General features: G+C 38.1%; 11 protein-coding genes. 6 read left to right on the top strand and 5 right to left on the bottom strand.

The genetic code is table 11. The annotated features are described in order from the left end of the window. Positions 1–384: 384 nt before the first annotated feature. From lolD to E7T07_RS06315, 6 genes are all read left to right on the top strand, one after another. Positions 385–1,068: a lipoprotein-releasing ABC transporter ATP-binding protein LolD gene (lolD, locus tag E7T07_RS06340; RefSeq protein WP_135710053.1), complete on the top strand. Its 684-nt coding sequence runs from the start codon at positions 385–387 to the stop codon at positions 1,066–1,068. A 1-nt stretch (position 1,069) separates the two neighbouring features. Further along, positions 1,070–2,308 carry a lipoprotein-releasing ABC transporter permease subunit LolE gene (gene lolE, locus E7T07_RS06335; protein WP_135710052.1) on the top strand — a complete coding sequence of 413 codons (1,239 nt, stop codon included), beginning with the start codon at positions 1,070–1,072 and terminating at the stop codon, positions 2,306–2,308. 128 nt (positions 2,309–2,436) lie between these two features. Next, the gene (gene aroG, locus E7T07_RS06330) at positions 2,437–3,519 is read left to right on the top strand and encodes a 3-deoxy-7-phosphoheptulonate synthase AroG (RefSeq protein ID WP_135710051.1); all 1,083 of its coding nucleotides are present in this window, start codon (positions 2,437–2,439) and stop codon (positions 3,517–3,519) included. A 283-nt stretch (positions 3,520–3,802) separates the two neighbouring features. After that, entirely contained in the window at positions 3,803–8,470 is a 4,668-nt protein-coding gene (locus E7T07_RS06325; protein WP_135710050.1) for an exo-alpha-sialidase, read from the top strand. Positions 8,471–8,714: 244 nt separating this feature from the next. After that, on the top strand, positions 8,715–11,621 hold the full coding sequence (locus E7T07_RS06320) for an autotransporter family protein (protein ID WP_135710049.1): 2,907 nt from the start codon (positions 8,715–8,717) through the stop codon (positions 11,619–11,621). Positions 11,622–11,782: 161 nt separating this feature from the next. Then, positions 11,783–13,042, top strand: a complete 1,260-nt coding sequence (locus E7T07_RS06315) for a restriction endonuclease subunit S (protein WP_425455036.1) — start codon at positions 11,783–11,785, stop codon at positions 13,040–13,042. 55 nt (positions 13,043–13,097) lie between these two features. Here E7T07_RS06315 and E7T07_RS06310 read toward each other — a convergent pair whose 3' ends face one another. The 5 genes from E7T07_RS06310 to hsdR all read right to left on the bottom strand — a co-directional run bounded on the left by E7T07_RS06310 (position 13,098) and on the right by hsdR (position 21,057). After that, the gene (locus tag E7T07_RS06310) at positions 13,098–13,901 is read right to left on the bottom strand and encodes a tyrosine-type recombinase/integrase (RefSeq protein ID WP_135710047.1); all 804 of its coding nucleotides are present in this window, start codon (positions 13,899–13,901) and stop codon (positions 13,098–13,100) included. Positions 13,902–13,957: 56 nt separating this feature from the next. Then, entirely contained in the window at positions 13,958–15,466 is a 1,509-nt protein-coding gene (locus tag E7T07_RS06305) for a restriction endonuclease subunit S (protein ID WP_135710046.1), read from the bottom strand. A gap of 58 nt (positions 15,467–15,524) precedes the next feature. Continuing rightward, complete coding sequence (locus E7T07_RS06300; RefSeq protein ID WP_135710045.1) at positions 15,525–16,994, bottom strand: class I SAM-dependent DNA methyltransferase; 1,470 nt, start codon at positions 16,992–16,994, stop codon at positions 15,525–15,527. A 229-nt stretch (positions 16,995–17,223) separates the two neighbouring features. Beyond that, a complete protein-coding gene (locus E7T07_RS06295) occupies positions 17,224–18,696 on the bottom strand; it encodes an RNA-binding domain-containing protein (protein ID WP_135710044.1) in 1,473 nt (490 codons plus the stop codon). Between the two features lie 3 nt (positions 18,697–18,699). Beyond that, complete coding sequence (gene hsdR / locus E7T07_RS06290) at positions 18,700–21,057, bottom strand: EcoAI/FtnUII family type I restriction enzme subunit R (RefSeq protein ID WP_135710043.1); 2,358 nt, start codon at positions 21,055–21,057, stop codon at positions 18,700–18,702. Positions 21,058–21,074: the final 17 nt, after the last annotated feature.

Raw genomic sequence — 21,074 nt, 5'->3', positions numbered from 1 at the left:
AACACTCGGGCTGCTCAGACGGGGACCCCAATCTATCGCTAAGATTTTGTATTTTGTTTATGTTCTTTATGTAAACAAAAAACTTTAAGTCTTGACAGACTATTAAACCATGTACTTATAGGTTTAATATTGTTAGGGTGATTATGAATATGATAGATAATTCCCCGTATTTGGCGCCCTTTTTACATATTGATTTTTAGCTAAATTCCGTCTGTTTGAGCGTAGCGAGTTTAGGAATTTAGCGTGAAGAAAATCAATATGTAAAAAGGAAAAAGCGACAAATCCCGGGGCGTGTTTCTTTGCTTACTTTCTTTACACGAGTAAAGAAAGTAAGTCGCCCATTGGGCGAAACCCAATTTAAATAACAACAAAAAACTAAACAAAATGAAAAACACACTACTAACCTGCCAAAACATCACAAAACACTACACCGAAGGCACGATTCAAACAGAAGTGCTGAAGGATGTTTCTTTTCAACTGAACGACCGTGAGTTGATTGCCATTGTTGGTGCATCGGGTTCAGGGAAAAGTACCTTATTGCATACTTTAGGCGGCTTGGATCAACCAACCACCGGGGAAGTTTTTATCAAAGGGCAATCATTGCAAAAAGCGAGTAGCGATGAGTTGGCAAAATTGCGTAATCAATATCTTGGCTTTGTGTATCAATTTCATCATCTTATGGCGGATTTTACTGCATTGGAAAACGTATTAATGCCTATGTTGATTGGTCGTCAAAATAAAACAGAGGCGAAAGATCGGGCGGAAAAGATGCTCGCTGCCGTGGGATTGTCACACAGAATTAGTCATAAACCCTCCGCCCTTTCAGGGGGGGAACGTCAACGCGTGGCGATTGCCCGTGCCTTGGTGAATAATCCGGCCTTGGTGTTAGCGGATGAACCCACAGGTAATCTTGACCAAAAAACCACAGAAAGTATTTTTGAGTTGATTCAGCAATTAAATCAAGAGCAGGGAATCGCCTTTTTATTGGTGACTCACGATTTACAACTGGCCGAAAAGTTACAACGTTGTATGACCATGCAAGACGGCGTACTGCGAGCGGAGCGTTAATATGAATACGCCTTTTTTTATTAGCTGGCGTTACCAGCGCGCGAAGCAGCGAAACCGCCTTGTGTCGTTGATTTCCTTTTTCTCTACCTTAGGCATTGCCCTTGGGGTGGCGGTGTTAATTTTAGGTTTAAGTGCCATGAATGGCTTTGAGCGTGAATTGAACAATCGTATTCTGGCTGTAGTGCCCCACGCCGAAATTACCGCAGGGTATAACGAACCGATTTCACAATATCCGCAATTAGCCCAAACTTTGGAAAAAATTCCTCATATTCAAGGCGTATCGCCTTACGTGACCTTTACGGCACTGGTGGAAAACGGGGCGAAGATGAAAGTGGTACAGGTCAAAGGGGTTAATCCAAGGGAACAAGATAAGGTCAGTGCTTTGGGGAAATTTGTGCTTGATCAAGGTTGGCAACACTTTGCCCAACAGGGGGGATTGGTATTAGGTTATGGTATTGCCAAAGAGCTTGATGTACAGGCAGGCGATTGGGTGACTTTGTTGATTTCACAAAATAACGGTGGCGAAATGGCGCAACCCGGTCGCGAACGTGTTCAAGTGACAGGGATTTTGCGCTTAGATGGTCAATTGGATCATAGTTATGCCTTAATTCCAATGGCGCAAGCGCAGCAGTTTTTAGGTTATCGACCTGATCAAATTACAGGGGTTGAAATCAAAGCTGAACAGCCGTTTGCTATGCAAAATATCGATTATTCGAGCTTAAATCAGTATCCGCAATTGCTCAATTTGAACACGTGGATGAGCAAATTTGGCTATATGTATCGCGATATTCAACTGATTCGCACGGTGATGTATATCGCCATGGTGCTTGTGATTGGCGTGGCTTGTTTTAATATTGTTTCAACGCTCATTATGGCGGTCAAAGACAAAGCCGGCGATATTGCCATTATGCGCACCCTAGGTGCCAATAACGGGTTTATTAAACGTATTTTTTTATGGTACGGCTTACAAGCCGGCATGAAAGGCTGTTTGATTGGCATTGTCTTAGGCGTATTTTTGAGTATAAATTTAACCGCACTTATTCAAGGATTAGAGCAGTTGATCGGGCGAAAACTATTGTCAGACGGCATTTATTTCGTGGATTTTCTGCCTAGCGAATTACATTGGCAGGACGTAGGGATTGTGTTGTTATCAGCTTTAATGTTGAGTTTAATCGCCAGCCTGTATCCGGCTAGTCGCGCGGCAAAATTACAACCCGCCCAAATTTTAAGTGGGCATTAATAAATTTCAATGTACTACTTTACCAGTACAAGAAAATAGTGTTAAACTAACCGCACTTTCGAGCATTTGTGCGGTTTTTTATGCGTAAATGCTCATATATTCAAACACAACATAATAGAGAGTAAATTATGCCAAAAAGCAAAAATGAAGTACGCTTTGCTAATGATGACACGCGCATTGCCAATATTGAACAAGTTTTACCGCCGATTGCCTTATTGGAAAAATTCCCGGCAAGCGAAGTGGCGATCAAAACCGTAAAAAATGCACGTAAAAAAGCCCATGACATTATTCACGGCGAAGATGACCGTTTATTAGTGGTTATCGGGCCTTGTTCCATTCACGACACTAAAGCCGCATTAGAATATGCCAACCGCTTAAAACCGTTACGCGATAAATATAAAGATAACCTTGAAATTATTATGCGCGTTTATTTTGAAAAACCACGCACCACCGTGGGTTGGAAAGGTTTAATTAACGATCCGCACTTAAATGATACTTATGCTTTAAATGACGGTTTGCGTGTGGCACGTAAATTATTGTCTGATATCAATGATTTAGGTTTGCCAACGGCAGGTGAATTCCTAGATATGATCACACCACAATACGTGGCTGATTTTATGAGCTGGGGCGCAATCGGGGCACGTACCACAGAATCACAAGTTCACCGCGAATTAGCTTCGGGTTTATCTTGCCCGGTGGGCTTTAAAAACGGCACCAATGGCGGCGTAAAAATTGCCTTAGACGCGATTGGCGCATCAGAAGCACCACACCATTTCTTATCGGTGACTAAATTTGGTCATTCCGCCATTGTGACCACGAAAGGCAATGAAGACTGCCACATTATCTTACGTGGCGGCGACAAAGGCACCAACTACGATGCAGAAAGCGTAGCAAATGTCTGCGAAAGCATTGAAAAATCAGGTCGCTTAGGACACGTTATGGTGGATTTCAGCCACGCAAACAGTAGCAAACAATTCAAAAAACAAATGGACGTTTGTAAAGACGTTTGCAACCAATTAGCCAACGGCTCAAAACAAATTTTCGGCGTTATGGTGGAAAGCCATTTAGTAGAAGGTCGTCAAGATTTAGTGGCAGGCAAAGAGTTAACGTACGGTCAAAGTATTACTGACGCGTGTATCGGTTGGGAAGATACTGAAATCTTACTTCAAGCGCTTAATGATGCGGTTGTGGCTCGCCGTACAAAAGCTTAATCAAAATTCAGCCTTAATATTTATTCTGCATAATGGGGGATTTGTATATCCCCCTTTTTTTCGATCTTTTTACGAGATAATTCCGGTATTCTGTTGGACTTGTAAAACGGCTACATCATATCGCTTCACCCATTTTCGCTTTATCGAGCCAGTTATCAAATTTGAAAATTGATGAGTCGAATTTTGTGATCTTTCTAGCAAAACGTAATATTTTTACTTTCTGAAGCGTTTCTTTTTCTATATAAAGCATATTGAAACTAAACTCCACAAAAAGGGTGCGCTTATGAAAATTAAAAATCAAAATTTCAAAATAACCTTAGTGTCGTTGTTGGTGTCGGCAGCGGTAGGTTCAGTTTGTTTTGCCGCAGCTGAAATTCCCAATGCGACTTCTTCCCCTGTTAATACTGCAATTTTAGATTTTTCTAGTATTGACGATTTCAGCCAACCAATTAATTTAACCACTCAGTTTACAGATAAAAATGTCTTTAATCTTGGTTCAGGAACCTTGACTTTCCGTATTCGTCCCAATGCAGGGTTTAGCAATTTATTGGGTGTTAGTGATAGTTCTTCAGATGTGCGATATATCGCTTTTTATGTCAATGTAAAAAATGGTAAAGAGCAATATGGTGTTGAAATACGTAATGGTCAAAATACGCGCTTAATCCCAAATAGTGAATTGGTTACCAACCCACTTTCGCCTTCAGAAAATGGTTTTAGAACTATCACTTATAGTTTTGATAAGCAAGCGCAAAGTATCAAGATTTATGTCGATGGTCAATTACAAAAAAGCACGAATCAATCTAAATTCTTTGAGGATATCTCAGGTTTAGACTTGGCAACATTGGGGCAACTCACTCGACATAGCCCAAATTATCCAACGAATAAATTTTCAGGATCGATTTATCATGCGGGGGCAACAGATGAAGTTTTATCTGAAACAGCAATTCAGCGATTACATGAAGATATAGTCGCAAGACATTCTATAGATTTAGCCAAACAGGCGGAAAAATTGGCGAGTTTAGCTCAAAAACGCTCTGCTATGGGCGCGTTTATGAGTGAAAAATATGAAATTTTTAAACCTCATCAAGCAGGTGCGAATAATTATCGAATTCCGGGTTTGTTAGCCTTGGACAGTGGGGTCGTTATTGCAGCTATTGATAAACGTAATCAGCATGCCTCTGACTGGGGGAATATTGATTTAGCTATTCGCCGTAGTTTGGATGGCGGGATAACGTGGCAGGATGATCAGCTTGTGGTGGATCTCGCCGAACAAACTTATCCATCTTTAGGTGCAGCTGAATCCGCATTAGTCATTGATGCCGTCATGGTACAAAATCGCAATGATAAACGTGTGACCTTAGTATTTGATATGTTCCCGGAATCTCAAGCTTTATTTGGTATGTTTAGTAATAGCCAAGCGAGTTTTGAGTCGGAAGGTAATGGACATATTCAAGTTGATGGTAAATGGTATCGTTTGATCACTGATGTAGACGGTAATAGATACACCGTGCGTGAAGGTGGCGTAGTGTATAACCGTTTAGGGGAAGCGCAAGACTTTCGCATTGTAACTGAAGGCGATCCTGCAATCGCATTTAAAAATTTAGGCGATATTATTCAGATCAGTACGAATGAAAGAAAAGGTAATATTTTCTTGCGTTCAAGAAAAACAGGGCATGATAGCGGACCGTTTAATGCTCATTATACGACTTATCTTTGGATGACTTATAGTGATGATAATGGTGCCACTTGGGCAAGCCCTGTGGACATCACTACACAAGTTAAAGCGGATTGGATGCGTTTTCTTGGCACAGGGCCAGGAACAGGGATTCAGCTAAAAGATGGTACATTGATGATCCCTGTGTATTATACCAACCGAGATAATAAACAATCTTCAGCGGTCATTATGAGTAAAGATGGCGGGAAAACTTGGACGCGTGGAGATTCACCTAATGATGCTTATTTAGACGAAATTGGGGGTTCTCGTTACTTAAATACTACTGATTATGAAATTACGGAATCTCAAGTGGTCGAAATGAATAATGGCGACATTAAAATGTTTTCACGTAATCGTAGTGGGGCAGTTATTATTTCAACCAGCCATGATGGTGGAATGACATGGGATAAAGGAATGCGCTTAAAAGAAACCGCACTTTTGGATCCTTATTCACAAATGTCAGTCATCCATTATTCAAAATTAATTAATGGTAAAGAATATTTAGTTTTTGCCAATCCGCACGCTAATGGTGCACGCCGTAATGGTATGGCTTGGTTGGGCGAAGTTCAGGAAGATGGTTCAATTCAATGGAAATATAATACCGTGATTGACCCGGGGACTTACTCTTATAACAGTTTAACGGAGTTGCCAAATGGGGATATTGGCTTGCTCTATGAACAACGCCAAGGCGACAATGTGCAATATGTACGCTTTAATTTACAAGAGCTATTGTGGAAAGATAATTTAATTTATCGCGATAGCCGTAATGATTCAAACCCTAATGTTTCATTCAATAGTCTTGAAGAAGAAACCTTCTACAAAATCGGTGATGGCGAGATGGTGAAAGTGGGAGAAGGGGCAAATCCTGCAAAACTAGTTGTAGAAGAAGGGATTGCAACCTTAAGTCAAACACCGGACGCGCAAGGTAACGTACAAGCCTATTCGGATGTACAAGTGAATTCACAAGGAACCCTTCGTGTAGGAAATGATTATTCCCAAGTACCATTGGAAAATCTTCATTTAAATGGCGGCACCTTAGATGTCAATGGGCATTATTTTATTATCGATCATCATAATAATCGTGAAGGGCTACGTGCGGAAAATATCAACGGGAATATTATCAATACCAAGGATGATGTGACCTTGGAATATCAAGTGGGTGGTAATACAACCTTGAATGGTAAGCTAGGGGATATAGAAAGTCGGGGCGTATTGAACTTTAATTATGCCCCTGAAAGTGCAAACTCTGAATTACGTTTAACCGGCGACAGCACCTTAGGCACGTTAAATGTCCAAAAAGGTACGTTGGTTTTAGCCCCAAAAACGAATCATCTAGCAGAAACAACACATATTGAGCCTAATGGGACTTTGCGTTTGGAAGACAGCGTTTTGAACACAAAATTAACGGAAATTGCCCCAAATGCCAATTTAATTGCCAAGGTTAGCGCGCAAAATGTTGCTGCACTTTTCAGCGAGCGTGTTATAGGAGACGGTAATCTCATTAAACAGGGTGAAGGCGTGTTGCTTCTTGACGGTGAAATCGCGCATCGTGGTAAAACCGATATTCAACAGGGTAGTGTTTGGTTAAATGGCGGTAGTTTGTCAGGCAGTGAAGTGATTTTAGGCGCAGGAACTCAGCTAGCGGGTTCAGGTAAAATTAATGCTAAAACCCAATGGAGTCTAGGCAGTCGCATTGCCCCAAGCCTTTATGAAAACCTTGATGTTTCGCAAGAACGCGCAGCCAATGTATTTAGCCCACAAACTTTATCTTTCACTGACGTAGAGAATTTGGGCGCAGAAGTTGAATTACGCGTAAATAATCATCACGATGATTTAACGCAATGGACACATGATCGCCTCGTCATCGAAGGGGATCTAAAAACGCAAAGTGCGGTGCCCGTTGACGTTGTTTTATTAGGTGATCGCCAAGGCAAATCAGATCGTAATCATAATGGAGCTTATGACGCCAATGAGGGCTTATCCCTAATTCGTGTTTATGGCGAAGGCGCTTTAAGTCAGTTTGTATTACGTCAAGCGCAGGATTTGAGCCATAGTCCTTATGATTTATCCCTTGTGAGCGTGGATAAAGGCATTGCCGGTAATTATTATGACTACCAATTACACAATACCTTAATTGACGCCAATGGTAATGCTGTTACACCTGTTATTAAGGCATCGGTACCAAATCCGCAAGTTGAGCCAACGCCACAAGTGGCACCAAGCCCTCAAGTTGAGCCAACGCCACAAGTGGCACCAAGCCCTCAAGTTGAGCCAACGCCACAAGTGACACCAAGCCCACAAGTTGCGCCAATACCACAAGTGACACCAACACCACCTGCTCGTGCCAAATTAAAAGCACAAGTACCGTCTTATTTAGTGGCTACCAATGCAATGTTAAGCCAAGGTAATGCGTTGCGTGATCGTTTCCTTGATAATGCTTATGCCAAAGAAAAACAAGGATTTTATGTGTTGCAACAATATGATAAACGCCGTTATGAGTCAGATTTAAGTTTTAGCAATTACGGCTATGATTTTGATTCTAAACAACATTCCACATTATTTGGCGGTTATATTCCGTTGACGGCACAAACGGAATTACACGGTGGTATCGGCTTCAGTCGCCAAAAAGTAACACCAAAAGCCGCGGATGGGGCGAGTGAAACTCGTTATAAAACCACGTCATTACTCTTTGCATTACAACATAAATGGGATAATTGGCGTTTAAATGGTGGCGTTGGTGTACATTTCCACCGCGGTGATGTTTCTGCCGCCGGCGCGAGCGGTAAAATTAAAGGTACGCAATATCAAGTGGATACGGAATTAGGTTATCAAATCGGTGATGAACAATTCCGAATCACACCAACGGTGGGATTGTCTTACCAACAATTGCACGTCAATATTGATGATCGTTCAATGTCATCCTTATCCATTGAACAAGATAAACGCCGTGTATTAACGCCATCTTTAGGGGCTTATGCCGAATGGAACCAAGCACGCTTCCAATGGAAACTTGGCGCGTTTTATGAACATAATCAAGACAGCGGTAAAGACCTTTATGTGGGTAATGAACGTTTCTTGACAGGTAAATTGGGCAATGCTGTCGTTGTTAAAGCCAGTGGTGATGTCGCATTGACACCACAGTTAAGCTTTGGTGTTCAATTAAATCATCGTCATAGTGTTTCTAATGCAAAATTGAAACAAACAGAAGTGGCAGGAAAATTGGAATATCGTTTCTAATCAACTGCTAAATGTTCAAAATATAACCCTATAAGCAATCTCAGCGCTATAGGGTTATTTTGTTTGAATAAAGTGCGGTTATTTTTTCCGTTATTTTCCCATTAACTTGCCAAGCTCAAGAAAAAATGCTAGGTTCTGTTTATCGTTGTTGTCATTTCCAATTGAGATTATCTTGATTTTAATAGTGCGATACCGATGCCTGCCTAGGGCATGTTCATTCACCAATCTAACCAAAGGGGAAAATATGCAATTCCGACAGTCACCTGTAGCTTTAGCCTTATTATTAGCACTTTCACCAGCTGTAATCATACCAACTTATGCCAATGCGGCAGAAACGCTCTACGAATCTACAACAGATAAAACCCAGCGCGGAGAACGCTTTAAACAAGCACTTCAAAATGCCAAAGACGGCGATACTATTAAGTTAGAAGGAAAGACGTCATTATTACGTGGCGAAGGCTATCTTACCATTAACAAAAATATCACCATTGACGGAAACGGTCATCAATTACATATCGAAGGCTCAAATCTTTCTCTTGAAGCCGATGTTACCATTAAAAATACCAATCTTTCGCTCAAAGCCAGTCAAACTTTAGATAACATTTTTGGGGGCGGTTTTAATACGCAAAATGCAACGCCGTCTGTTATTGTGACTAATGGACATAAATTAGTATTGGATGCAGTTGATACCAAAGTTTCAGGTGAGCATGACGATTCGCGCCCCATTATTATTTTAGGTTCTAAAGATAACAGTACACAAAATGCCGGTCACGGCGAATTGGTGGTAACAAATTCTAATTATAAAACCAAACTTTATGCGGTCGTTGCAGGCGGTAATGGTACGAATGATCAAAATCAATCTACTAAAATTACCTTGGAAAAAGGCGTGTCTTTTGTTGATAAAAAATCACGCGGGACAGATGAAGGCGTTATAGTTGGCACTTTTAATGGTAAAAATTACACTGGAAATGTTGATTTAATTATTGGGGAAAGTAATACAAATTTAAAAACATTTGATACGACAACGAACCCCAATGTTTCTTTAACGTTAACCAACGGCTTGCCGGGTGACGGTATTTTAAAATTAGGTGAAAATGGCAAGTTAAAAAATTTAACGCTTGATGGTTCAAAAAACATTAGCGTTGAGAATTTAACCGTAACAGAAACCCTGACATTGAAAAATGGTGCTGTGTTGCAAACGCCAAATTTCCCTAAAACAGCCAGCCAAATTAACCTAAATAATGTAAAAGTTGAACGTGGAGAAATTAAAGCAGAAGAAAAAAGCGGTCAAAAAGCGAATTTAACTATTTCTGGCAATATTGATGGCGATTTAAAAATTACGGGCAATGACGTTAAGCTCAGCGATAATTATCAGCTTAATTCTAACGGCAAAGTTGAACTCAAAACGTCAACACCACCGCAACCCCAAACACCGCCGACTGATTCAAGCCAAGGTGAAACGAACCAAGGTGAGTCTAATCAAAGTGAAACGAATCAAGGCGAAACCGGGCAAGGTAATGAATCCACAAATGGAAATGAGCAAGGTCATTCAAATGAAGTGACACCGCCAACAACAGAACCTGAATCACCGGCACAACCGGAAGAACCTGTTGTTCCAACACAACCTGAGCAACCACCTGTAGAACCGGTTCAACCGCCGGCAGAGCCTGAACAACCGTCTGAGCCTGTCGTTCCGGCGGATCCTGTTGAACCGCCAGCGACACCAAGCGAGCCGGCTGATAATTCTCAGGGTGAGAATGAAACGGATGAAAATAACAGCGGAACAACAACCCCTGTACCAGATGCGCCAACAGCGGGTGAAGAAACCCCACCGTCTACAACACCGGAAAATGGAAACAACACCCCTAACGTAGAGCCGTCTGAAGCAGAAACACCGAATACCAGCGAAGATCCGAATAATGCCAACGCAACGGATATACCGTCTGAAAATAACGGTACAACAGAAAATAATGGCACGGCTGAAAGTCGTGGTGAAGCAGAAAATAATGGCACAACCGAAAATAGTGGTGCGGTAGAAAACACTGAAAATCAAGAAAGCAATCCATCTGCTACAGAGCAACCGGCAGAAGAAACGGCACAAGAAGCTCAAGAAGAAAACAATGCTGAAAACACTGAATCAAAAGAAAATGCTCAGGCATCAGCAACAGTAGAAACTGCGCCAAAAAATACCGCACTTTCATTGATTTCTACGGCAGAAATCGCTTATCACCAGTCATCGGCTAAAGCTGTTTATGCTCTAATGGTATCGTCACAAGCGATGAATGGTATTAACAAACGTCTAAACCAACTACGCGCTTATGATTCACATCAGGATCTTAGTGCCGCTTTAGACAGTGCAGCCATACCATTTACCGGAGAATCCGGACTTTGGGTCAGCGTACAATCTCAACGCCTCAAACAACATCATGATTACAAGCTGCGTCATTGGGGTGTACAAATTGGTTACGATGCAACCTTACCGATTGAAAGTGGTTTGTTGCGTTTAGGGGGCGCGGTGGATATGGCGCATGGACAAATCCGCTTAACGGAATCTCGCGATGAATTGCGTTTGCGTGATTATGGTGCTGCATTGTACGGTTCTTACGAAACAGAAAAAGGGCAGCACATTGATGCTATTGCGCGTGCTGCACGTATTTCAGTAAAAAATCCGGTTCAGCATTTCCGTTATCACCATAACCTGTATTCTGCGAGTGTAGCTTATGGGCAACGTTTCCAGCTTACACCTTATTGGGTGTTAGATCCTTATGGGCAATTGGCGTATCATCATCTTAGCGCAACAGATTATCATCAAAATCACGTCATGGTAAAACGTGATGCGGTGAATAGCTTAGTTGCAAGCCTAGGCGTAAAAAGTGCGGTACAAATTAAACCAAATGTACAACTTTATGTTGACGCTGCACTATATCGTGAACTTGCTGGAAAACAAAAATTGTTCCTGACCCACGATGCAGCACCTGCTGATATTCTACGTCAAGATTGGAACAATCACGCTACTTGGGGCGTAGTCGGTGTTGGCATACAGGCCAAATTGACACCTAATTTCCACTGGTCAACAGAACTTAACCACGTCATAGGCAACGGTTATAAACAAAGCTATCAAGCTCAAGTTAATGTTAACTGGTTGTTCTAATTCAAAATAAACAACATCGCCTTGGTATTGAGTATCAGGGCGATTTTTTTATTGAATTTATTGGTTTTTATTCTTATAAAGCCCCTTATTCGAAGATCGAACCGCCGTTTGATATCCCTGAGAGTTGGGTTTGGGTAACTCTCGATGAAATTACATCGAAAATTACAGATGGTTCACATAATCCACCACCAAATAATCTATCAGGGATTCCTATTCTAAGTGCAACAAATATTTTTGATGAAAAAATTCAACTAGAATCAGCTTCTCGTTGGGTATCAGAAGAACAATGGGAAATTGAAAATAAAAGAACAGATATTCAACTAAATGACATTCTATTAACTATTGTTGGTACAATAGGTAGAACAGCTATTGTTAAATCAAATGATAAATTTGCTCTGCAGAGAAGTGTTGCAGTTTTAAAACCAATTCAAGTGTATTCTGAATATCTCAGCTATGTTTTGCAATCAGCATTTTTATTAGATTTACTAAATTTAAGTAGTAAAGGAACCGCACAGAAAGGGATTTATTTAAGCTCATTAAAAGATTTAATACTTCCACTTCCCCCACTAAATGAACAGTACCGCATTGTTGCAAAAATAGAAAAGCTATTACCCTTTATCGAACAATACGATCAAAAGGAACAACAACTTACCGCATTAAATAAAAATTTCCCGGAACAGCTTAAAAAATCCATTTTACAAGCTGCAATTCAGGGCAAGCTAACAGAGCAACTTCCAACTGACGAGCCCGCCAGTGAACTACTGAAACGTATTCAAGTGGAAAAAGCTCGCTTGATTTCAGAGAAAAAACTAAAGAAACCAAAGCACACTTCTGAAATTATTATTCGTGATAATTTAGCGTATGAGATCAAAGAGGGTATTGAGCGTTGTATCGCTGATGAAATACCGTTTGAGATCCCTGAAAGTTGGTGTTGGGTTAGGTTGGGGGATATTTCCGAAACTAATATAGGTTTAACATATTCCCCAAGTGATGTATCTAAGAATGGTACTATTGTTTTGCGTTCTGGAAATATACAAAATGGGAAATTAAATATTCAAAATGATATTGTCAGAGTAAATATAGATATTCCTGAAAATAAAAAGTGTTATAAAAATGATTTGCTTATTTGTGCGAGAAATGGTAGTAAATCCTTAGTTGGAAAAACAGCAATTATTGATAAAGATGGTTATTCATTTGGAGCCTTTATGGCTGTTCTTCGGAGCCCTTTTTATCAATATATTTATCATTTTTTATCTTCACCATTATTCAGAAATGATTTTGATGGAGTTGGAACTACAACAATCAATCAAATTACGCAAAATAATCTAAACAATCGTTTAATACCTTTACCACCAATCAAAGAGCAAAAACGCATTGTAGAAAAAGTAGAATTATTTATGTCAGTAATTAACCATTTATAAATTTCAAGGACAGGTTAAAACCTGTCCTTATTATATTGCTAATAAAATATAATCATTACCAATCAATAATTTTATTAATAATAGCTTGTTGCTCTGTACTCGTTTTTCTTAAATAAATTCTCGTAGTTTCAATACTTTCGTGCCCCATTAAATCAGCTAAAAAAGTAATATCATTACAGCGTTCTAAAAAACTTTTAGCAAAACGATGACGAAAAGAATGTGGATAAACAACTTTGGGGTCTAGTTTATATTTTTTCGCTAATACTTTTAACTGACTTGATATTCCCCTTGTTGTAATTCGTTCGCCATATTTATTAAGAAAAATAAAACCGTATCTTCTATTCTGTTCTTGCAGCCAGTTTAAACATGCATCTTGTAATTTCTCAGGTATATAAATTCGGCGTAGTTTTCCACCTTTAGAATATAAATCAAAATATCCGACCTGAATATGCTCACATTTTAGCTGAATAAGCTCACTAACCCTTGCACCAGTGGCTGCCATAAAGCGGATCACAAAATACCAATACAGATCGTTATCTTGTTTTAAACATTTTTTGAAATAATTATAATCAGCTTCACTAATTACATTTTCTAAAAATGGTTTTTGCTGGACTTTGACAAAAGTTAGCTTCCATTTTTCCTTTTTTATAAATTCCAAATAACTATTCACAGCTCGTAGTCTTAAATTAACGGTTTGTGGTTTAAAATTTTCGATTAGGTAAACTTTGTATTCTTTTAAATTTGGCTTTGTTATTTCACCAAATAATTGGTGAAATTGTTTAACCGAAAATAGGTAAACTGAAATGGTATTTTTTGCTAGATTTGATTGTTTGAGATATTTTTCGTAAGATTGGATCATACTGATTTCCTTTTGTTGATTGAAAATCAGTATGATAGAGACACAAGCGGTTAAATTTATTCTAATTTTTGTAGATTGGATAGAAGTTGTTCTATTTTAGCTACAATACGATGTTGTTCATTTAGAGGAGGTAAAGGAATAATAAATTCTCTTAGAAATGATAAGGAAATAAATGATTGCACTCCACCTGAAGCTACATTTTTCATTTCATTTTGATAAAAAGAAAGAACATAGAATATATAATCCATATTTGTTTGTTTTATATAGGGTTTAAATAAAGCAACATTCTTAATACTAAATTCTAATTCTTTTTTTACTAAAACAGGATTTCCAATACTCCCAATCATTGCAAATAAAATATCGCCAACATTTACTTTGGAACGCAGAGAAATAGCTAAATGATCTTCTCTTGAAATGAATTTTACATTTGAAAAATCTAGATTTCCATTAACTAAATTTTTACTTGTAACTAATGGATAACCTTTTTCCACATATTTAGGTGTATCATGTGTTCCATCTCTAACATCTAAATAGTTTCCCAACCTAACCCAACACCAACTTTCAGGAATCTCAAACGGTATTTCATCAGCGATACAATTCTCAACACCGTCTTTGATCTCATACGCTAAATTATCACGAATAATAATTTCAGAAGTGTGCTTTGGTTTCTTTAGTTTTTTCTCTGAAATCAAGCGAGCTTTTTCCACTTGAATACGTTTCAGTAGTTCACTGGCGGGCTCGTCAGTTGGAAGTTGCTCTGTTAGCTTGCCCTGAATTGCAGCTTGTAAAATGGATTTTTTAAGCTGTTCCGGGAAATTTTTATTTAATGCGGTAAGTTGTTGTTCCTTTTGATCGTATTGTTCGATAAAGGGTAACAGATCTTCAATTTTTGCAACAATGCGGTGTTGTTCGTTTAATGGGGGGAGAGGAAATAAAAATTCTTTTCCTTTTTCTAAATTAAACCTAGGCATCTTCGTGCCATGAGAATTTTGTTTTGCATAACTAAGGAAATAAGGAGACATTAAAACTATTTGAGCAAAACGATTATAAAAATTTATAGTAAATTTTAAGGGGACAATTTCCGTTGAACAGAAGCCTTTATCTGTAGCAATAATTACTTTATTTAGATATGGTCTTAGCTTTCCATATAAAATATCATTTTCTTCAAATGAATTTTTCTGACTTTTAATATTATTCTGTGTTTTTATTTTTTTTCGTAATAAAACTCCACTTTCTTTTTCTATATCTTCCAAATCTAAAACCCAAGAATTTAAAGGAATATCTTTACCCTCAATATCTTTTTTAGGGTTAAATTCACAAATATCATCAAGCCTCACCCAAACCCAACTCTCAGGAATATCAAACGGCGGTTCGATCTTCGAATAAGGGGCTTTATCGGCAGATTTTTTACTTTTCTTGATTTTGCCTTCTGCGATCAAGCGGTCTTTTTCTGCCTGAATTTTGCAGAGTAATTCACTGGCAGGTTCATCATTAGGATCTTGTGGTACAAGTTTTCCAGAAATGGCTAATTGTAAAATGGCATTTTTTAATTGTTGGGCTTTCATCTTATTTCTTCAACTTTATTCCGTAATCATCACTACATAGCAGTTATAAAGGTATCCTTTATAACTTAATCCCCAAAATTCCCGTAATTTCCCCTAAAATGCGGTCAATATCTGCATTTAAAGCGGTTCGTTTTTGCTGATAATTTGCAATAAGTTCATCTGGCGGTAGGATTTCTTCTTCCTCGTGTGGGAAACCACAAAGATCAATATTAAATTGACGATCGGCAATTTCTTGGAAACAGTAACAACGAGCCTTGTCAAAGCCATCAATTTCAATAGGCTGACGGTTATCCCACCATTCCATAACATCATTGAAATGTTCTAATTTCATTGGCTTCGTTTTAGAGAAATTTTTATAACCCTGTGGCATATCCAGACGATAAAACCAAGTTTCTTCAGTCGGTTTGGTGTTATCAAAGAATAAAATATTAGTCGTGATAGACGTATAAGGGGCAAACACGCTGTGTGGTAAACGAATAACAGTATGTAAATTCATTTCTGTCATCAGTTTTTTCTTAATTGCCATTTTTGCGTTGTCTGTACCAAATAAGAAGCCATCAGGCAATACGATTGCTACTCGTCCATTTTTCTTCAAACGGTACATAATAACCGACATAAATAGGTCAGCGGTTTCGCTAGAACGCAAGGCAGTAGGGAAATTGGTTTTAATTTGCTCAATTTCCGCACCGCCGTAAGGTGGATTCATCAAAATAACATCAAACTTATCTTTTTCTGTGTAATCTTTGACAGGCTTTTCAAGAGCATTGTCGTGATGGACATTGGGATTATCAATATCGTGCAACAACAAGTTTGTAATACAAAGCAGATGTGGCAATGCTTTTTTCTCAATACCATACACAGAATTGTTAAATAAAGTGCGATCGGAAACAGACGAAATTTGAGCTTCTAATACTTTCAATGCGGAAGTTAAAAATCCGCCCGTTCCACAAGCAAAATCAGCAATTCGTTCGCCAAGTTTTGGTTTGATCATTTTAACCATAAAATCGGTGACTGCTCGTGGCGTATAAAACTCACCGGCATTACCTGCACTTTGTAAGCTTTTTAGGATATTTTCATAAATATCGCCAAAAGCGTGGCGTTCTTGGTATTGTTCAAAGTTGATTTCATCAATGATATTAATAACTTGGCGAAGCAAAATACCATTTTTCATATAGTTGTTATTATCTTCAAAAGCGGCACGAATAATCCGCTTATTCATTGGCATATCTGAAGAAATTAACAAATTTTTAAGTGTAGGGAACAAATCATTGTTGACAAAAGAGAGTAACTCATCGCCTGTCATTGCTTTTCCGTCTTTGTTATCTTTTGCCCAATTTGACCAACGTAACTTTTCTGGAATGATAGAACGATATTCATCGTTCAAGAGTTCCCATTCCTGTTCTTTAGCATCATAAATTTTAAGAAATAATATCCAGACAATTTGTTCAATACGTTGTGCATCACCATTAATTCCCGCATCATTTCGCATCACATCTTGTAGGCGTTTTACTAAATTATTTAGGCTCATTTTGTTCCTTATTTATTCTATCTATCAAATAACCATCAAATAAGGTATTCCTTATTTATCAATTAGTTAGCAATTCATCTATACCCAAAATTCAGACTATGTCAAACAACCTTTATTTTTGGGCTAAGTTTTGCACAAAAAATCAAATAACCATCAAATAAAAATACACAATAAAATCATATAGTTAAATATAAAATACTCATGCTATAAAATGACTTATCAAATAAAACTATGCCCAATATGGGATATATTTTGCGTACTTTTTGGATTTGGCCTCAGGATCATCATTTTTAATTAAATTCTCCGCAATCGCTTCAGCAATGATTCGTGAAACAATTGCCGCATTTCTATCGTCGATTTTGAATCGTTCTCGTAAAGATTGATTTGTCATCTTTTCATTATTGACATAACACAAACAACAATGTTGATAAGTTGCCCGAACCTTGTCTTTTTTGTCCATTTCATTAAGCGTTTGATGAGCGTATAAAATCGTTTTAGTATGTTTTTCTTGCACTAGAAAATTAGGGGCAGGAAGCTGATATGCTTCTACCCAAGAAATAACTTTATCAATACCGCTACCTTTTTCTTCACAAATTCTTGCACGACGTAAAACATCAGCTAATTTTTCATTTCTTGATTGATATTCATCAATAAAGCGTTCTGGAATAATCAGTGGTAAACCAGCATTTGAAATTTCAATCCGATCACTAAAGATTTCAACCATAGGAAATCCTTTTTCATCAAAATCTTGATGAATTAAAGCATTTGCAATTAATTCACGAATAGCAATTTCGGGATACATTCGAATCTCTTCTCGCAAAGCTTGCCCAATAATTTCATTAGAGGGTAACTGCCCATTTATCCATTCAATAAGATTTTCGAATCCTACAGCATAGCCTTTATTTCCGATCACTTCACGAATCGTATTTAATTTATTCTTTCCATCATACACAATGACACGAACCGCTTTTCGTTTTAGTTGATCAAACGCATTAAGATCCTTAGCAAATAATAGTGCCCCTAAATTAGTAATATCGTAACTTCCATCATTATTCAGATGAATAAATTTCTCAGTGCAGAATTTTTCCAACACACCTTTTCTATCTGTTGGATAAGGAATTTTCATTAATTCAAAATAAGATTGCGTATTGAGTAACTCAATAACTTGATCAGCAGACACATTTTCTTGTGCAAGGCGTTCTTCGAACACATTATTAGTACTATTTTTCCAAATTTTTCTTGCCTTTTCAGGAAATTCATTGAGCTTTCTGGTATAAGAACCCACTCGAATATAAGCAGTGTGCGAGAATTCCACCGGCTGATTGTAAGTTGCAGGGATTTTGAATAAAGCGATGTGTTTACCGCCATATTCAAATTCTTCAATCGTAAAATCAATTCTTGGATTTAAACGTTGAACTAACCAATTTTCTAGTTCTTCTTTACTTTCCTTGCCTTTTTCCCCCTTGGCTTTTGCTGATTTAGGGCTAAATGTTGTGCCTAACACACTATGTGTTTTATCTTCAACCCCAAAAACTAAATAAGCATAAGCCTGTTGATGGATGCAAGCAGAATTCGAAAGCGCAGAAATTCTTTCCCCAATTTCATTATCAGAATGATAATTCAGTTTAAATTCCAACCATTCACTTTCATTTGGATGATTAATTAATGCTTTTAATAATTGTTGTAATTCTTCTGTTTTCATACATTATTCCGAATAAATCATCTTTTCTAAGCCTTTTACAGCTTTTTGATAAAGCTCCTTACCGCCAAATTTTTTGACAATAGAAACCAGTCCACCTAAAGGACTAAATTGTGGTGTTTGTAATAATTCGGTTTTAGTGAGATCTTTTGAACCTGATTTTACATACTCATCAAGTAATAAACCTAAGATTTGCTGATTTTCAGCAGAGTATTGATTGAGATAATGACTTTGTTTGACTTTCTCGACTCGTTGCTTTTTGGTTAAAGGTTTTTTACCAAAACCAACGGAAGCAATAACATCTAAATCATCAAACTCTTCAGATAGGGCTTGCTTTTTGCGTAGTGCGTTGAGCCATTTAGAATCAGTGTAAAATTTTGCTGGAATTTCACCGCTTGTTAGCCATTGGTGTTGTAATTGCTCAAAGCTAGTAAAATCTTTTTGAATTTCACGTTTTGAGAATACATCAATGTCTTCTGAAATTAATTCCCCTTTTTCATTAAGATATTGTACTTTTTCATCTAAAATTCTTAATTTGAGCAAGCCTGCTTCTACAACAACAATAGGTTTATAAGTTGGTTCAGGTTCATTTACTTCGCCGTTAGGTTGCTTAGCAGAGTCATCTTCATCATCTTTTGGATTATCAAAAGGTTTATCTTCTGGTACGTCAAGAATAACGACTGGTTCACCATCAAAATCAGGATCGGCAAATAATTTTGTTACGCCACGGAAATCTAAAATTGTAAAAAACTCTTTGCCTGCGTCTGGCCGTAAACGTGTGCCACGCCCAATAATTTGTTTAAATTCAGTCATTGACTGAATATTGGCATCCAGTACAACCAGTTTACAGGTTTTACTATCCACGCCAGTAGTCATTAATTTAGATGTAACGGCAATAACAGGATAGTCTTTGCCTTCATTATGTACATCACAAAACTCTTCTAAATCAACACTTTTCCCTGATTGATCGCCTGTGATTTGGCAAATATATTTGGAATTTTGCTGTAACATATCAGCATTTAAACGACAAAGCGCTGCCACCATTCGCTGTGCATGGTTAATATTGGCACAGAAAACAATGGTTTTATCTAAGCGGTTGGTTTTCTTCAAAAATTCGGTAATTCGTTCTGCTACCAAGCGAGTGCGATCATCTAGAATAATGTTGTAATCGAAATCTTTTACCGTATATTCACGATCTTCAATTTCATTACCTTCTTTATCTTTCATTCCTTTAGTTGGTCGCCAGCCTCTGTCACAATCAAGCTCCACACGAATTACCCGATAAGGCGCTAAAAAGCCATCTTCAATACCTTGTTTTAAACTATAAGTATAAATTGGCTCGCCAAAATAAGTGATATTACTAGCATCCGTGGTTTCTTTTGGGGTTGCAGTTAAACCGATATGCGTTGCTTCATTAAAATACTCCAAAATCGCACGCCAGTTAGAGTCTTCTTTCGCACTACCACGATGACATTCATCAATAATGATTAAATCAAAGAAAGACGGCTGAAATTGCTTAAAGAGTTCATTATCTGCAGAACCATCAAGCTGTTGATATAACGCTAAATAGACTTCAAAAGCACTATCAAGCGTTTTATTCGTGACTTTTACCATTTTGTCTTTAAAGGGTTTGAAGTCTTGGGTCATCGGTTGATCAACTAATACATTGCGATCTGCTAAAAACAGAATTTTCTTTTTTGTTCCACTTGTTTTTAATCGATGAATAATTTGGAAGGCGGTATAGGTTTTTCCCGTCCCTGTTGCCATAACCAATAAAATACGCGACTGTCCTTTGGCGACAGCTTCAACGGTACGGTTAATTGCAATTTCTTGATAATAACGGGGCTCTTTGAATGTTTCCGTTGCACTTGTGTAATAAGGTTGTTGAATAATTTTCAGCGCTTCTTGCGTATATTGTTCTGACCAACGCTGATAAAGTTCATCAGGGGTTGGGAATTGCTCCATATTTAAAGTGCGTTGAACACCAGTGGTGAAATCGTGCTCAATAAACTCATCGCCATTAGAACTGTAAGCAAAAGGAATATCAAGTAAACGAGCATAATCCATCGCTTGTTGCAATCCATCCCTTGGAGTATGTTTATTATCTTTAGCTTCAACGATAGCAATTTTTTGATTAGGTGAATGGTAAAGTAGATAGTCAGCTCGTTTGGCATCTAATCGATGGGCTTTCTTGGTTTTAGGATCAACGATCATCTGCCCATCGGTAAATTGTTTATTAGCTTTAAAAGAATACTCTTCGCGTATTTGGCGATCCGCCCAACCTGATTTTTGAATTGCGGGCGTAATAAATTTAGTACGAATATCCGTTTCAGACATTTTGAGTTTTTCTTGTTTGGTGTACATAAACAACTTCCGATAAG

Origin of the sequence: Actinobacillus porcinus, from assembly GCF_901764995.1 — a bacterium.
Taxonomy (GTDB): domain Bacteria; phylum Pseudomonadota; class Gammaproteobacteria; order Enterobacterales; family Pasteurellaceae; genus Exercitatus; species Exercitatus porcinus.
Note: the sequence above shows the minus strand (reverse complement) of the source record. Positions and strands in the feature narration are given on the sequence as shown.